General features: G+C 65.6%; 1 protein-coding gene and 1 pseudogene. One reads left to right on the top strand and one right to left on the bottom strand.

Annotated elements, in window-relative coordinates; all coding sequences use genetic code 11:
• Positions 1-837 (bottom strand): annotated as a pseudogene (locus ON45_RS18510) (hypothetical protein); the annotation flags it as partial.
• 127 nt (positions 838-964) lie between these two features.
• On the opposite strand from ON45_RS18510, the gene ON45_RS18505 reads away from it, so the two are divergent.
• The coding region (locus ON45_RS18505) for an N-acetylmuramoyl-L-alanine amidase (protein ID WP_040495915.1) at positions 965-2489 on the top strand (1525 nt) is incomplete at its 3' end.

The raw sequence follows: 2489 nt of genomic DNA, 5'->3' as shown, positions 1-2489 counted from the left end.
CAACTCATCACGCCGATCACCATCGAGATCCACCCCGGTGATGCTCGTCCACCCCCGACGGAACAGATTGTTGGAGATCACCGGTCCCCCACCGGTCGAACCAGGGTCCACGAAGCGCGCCAGCCCGTCGTCGGTCCAATACGTCGTGCGGCCGTTGCCCCCGTCGAGCGAGAGGGTCAGGTGGATGTGGTTGCGATGATCCTGCCCGGCGAGGGTCCGCCAGGTGGACACGTTCGAACCGCGGTCGAGGTCGTCGTCGACGCCCGCATTCCAGATGCGGTCGTCCCCGCTTCCAGTGCTCCAGATGATGCGGATGATCCCGAGACGGCGCAGCATCGCATGACGTCGACCCTGCGAGTCCCGTGCGAGCAATGCATCGATGAGGGCCTGGGCGCGTTGCTTCTGCTCCGGGTCGTAGACATCGTACGCGAGGTCGATCGCCAGGCCCATCTTGTGGTAGCTGCGGCCCGCACTCCACGTGGCTCCACAGTCTCGCGTGAGACCCGACACATACTCCGGAGCGAACGAGGCCTGCAACAGATTCGCGGTGTCTCTCGTCCCCGAGCGCTCACCCGTCGTGCAGCGCCAGTCGGCTGCGGTGCCGTACGAGTCGACCGGCGTGGGGAAAGAACGAGCCGGGAACCCGAGCGACGTCAACGCCTGGTCGAGCGAATCCGATTCGGACGTCGACGGTCGTGCGGGATCCAGAGGGTCGAGCGCCTCTTCCTGCTCGGAGATCGGTCCGGACTCGTCGGACGCATCGACGAGAACGGGTGCCGCTCCGACGAGGAGCACGAGGGACAGAACAGGCACGCTGGCGCGGCGGAACCACTTCATGCGCCAGAGCATGCCTCAGAACAGGGCGACCGCGTCCGCGGCCGCCTCATTTCATGATGATCGAACCGCGCATCCGTCGTCTCCGCATGAACGGGGATCGACCGTCGGCGTTTGTAGCATCGCCACGATGCGCTCCCCGATTGCTCTGCTGGCCTCGATCGCCGTGATCGGGCTCGGAACCCCGGTCATCGCCGCCACCGACGCTCCGATCGACGACAGCACCACGACCGTCGAGGATCTCCCCACCGACTCCCCGACCGATGAGTCCACCACGACGACTGAGGTGCCCGTCCCCTCCTCGCCCACCACTTCCACTTCCACCACCACCACCACCACGACCCAGAAACCCGCCGGGGAATCCTCCACCGACGACCTCGCGACCACCACCACCACCTCCAAGATCCCGGCCGACGACGTGCTCGACGTCGACGCGATCCTCGTCACCGACGATCAGCACAACGTGGCCGTCGAATGGCGTCCGTACACGAAATCGGAACCCGCACACCTCGGTTCCGATCCATCGGTCCCGCGACAGATGTCCCAAGACCTCGTTGCGCCTGCGCTCATGACGGGTTTGTCCTGGACGTCCGGCGACCCGACCGCCATCTGGCTCCAGCAACACATCGACGGCGAGTGGGGCGCGTGGGAACAAATCGTCACCGACCATGGGCACGACCACGGCGGTGACGGGGAGGTCGGTGACGACAGCCAGGAAGCCGCGACCCCCGGCACGGATGTGATCATTCTCGATGAACCCGATGCGGTCCGTTTCCTCGTCGAAGGCGCGATCGTGGGGGCGAAGGCGTTCGTCTTCGTCGATCAGCCGTCACCGGAAGCACGACAGCTCCCGACGGCCCAGCCGCTCGAACCAATCGCATCGAACGACTTCGAACCGCTGTGGCCCGGCCCGTCATTCGTTCGTGACCGATCGGAATGGGACACCACGAATTGTCGGGTGCCGGATGCGGACTTCAATCTCAGTTCGTCCGAGGCGGTCATCGTCCATCACAGCGCCGGATCGAGCAACTACAGCCAGGCACAGGTCCCCGCTGTGCTGCGCGGTCTCTGCGCATACCAGACGGGTTCGAGCGATCTCGACGATGTCGGGTACAACTTCGTGATCGACCGTTTCGGAACGGTGTGGGAGGGCCGCACCGGGTCCAAACGCGCGCCGATCCAGTCCGCACACGCCCGCGGCTTCAACTACAACACGCAGGGCGTCGTGCTTCTCGGGAACTACGATCCGGCGTCGCCCCCGGCAGCCCAGCTCAACGGGCTGCAGCAGCTGCTCGACTGGCTGACCGGCTGGTACGGAATCGAGCCGGCGCAGGCCATCACACTCATCGCCGGTTCGGACGGCCAGGGCTTCAACGAAGGCGACACGCGCACGGTCAACGGTGTAGCCGGCCACCGCGAGGTCGGTCAGACATCGTGCCCAGGCGGAGCGTTCTTCCCGCAGCTCAACTCGATCGCAGCGAATACCCGACCCACGAACTTCGGCACCGATGCGGACCAGCCGCTCCGCGAGCATCTCGCGAGTTCGGGTCTCGCACGGTTCGTCGATGCGGGCTCGCGAGGTGCCGGTCGAGTGATCGAGGACTACAACTTCCGCGAGGGTTGGACCTCGATCACCAACGTCGACCTCGACGGCG

This window comes from Ilumatobacter nonamiensis YM16-303 (assembly GCF_000350145.1).
Taxonomy (GTDB): Bacteria; Actinomycetota; Acidimicrobiia; order Acidimicrobiales; family Ilumatobacteraceae; genus Ilumatobacter_A; species Ilumatobacter_A nonamiensis.
The sequence above is the reverse complement of the archived record's forward strand: the minus strand, read 5'-3'. Positions and strand labels throughout refer to the sequence as shown.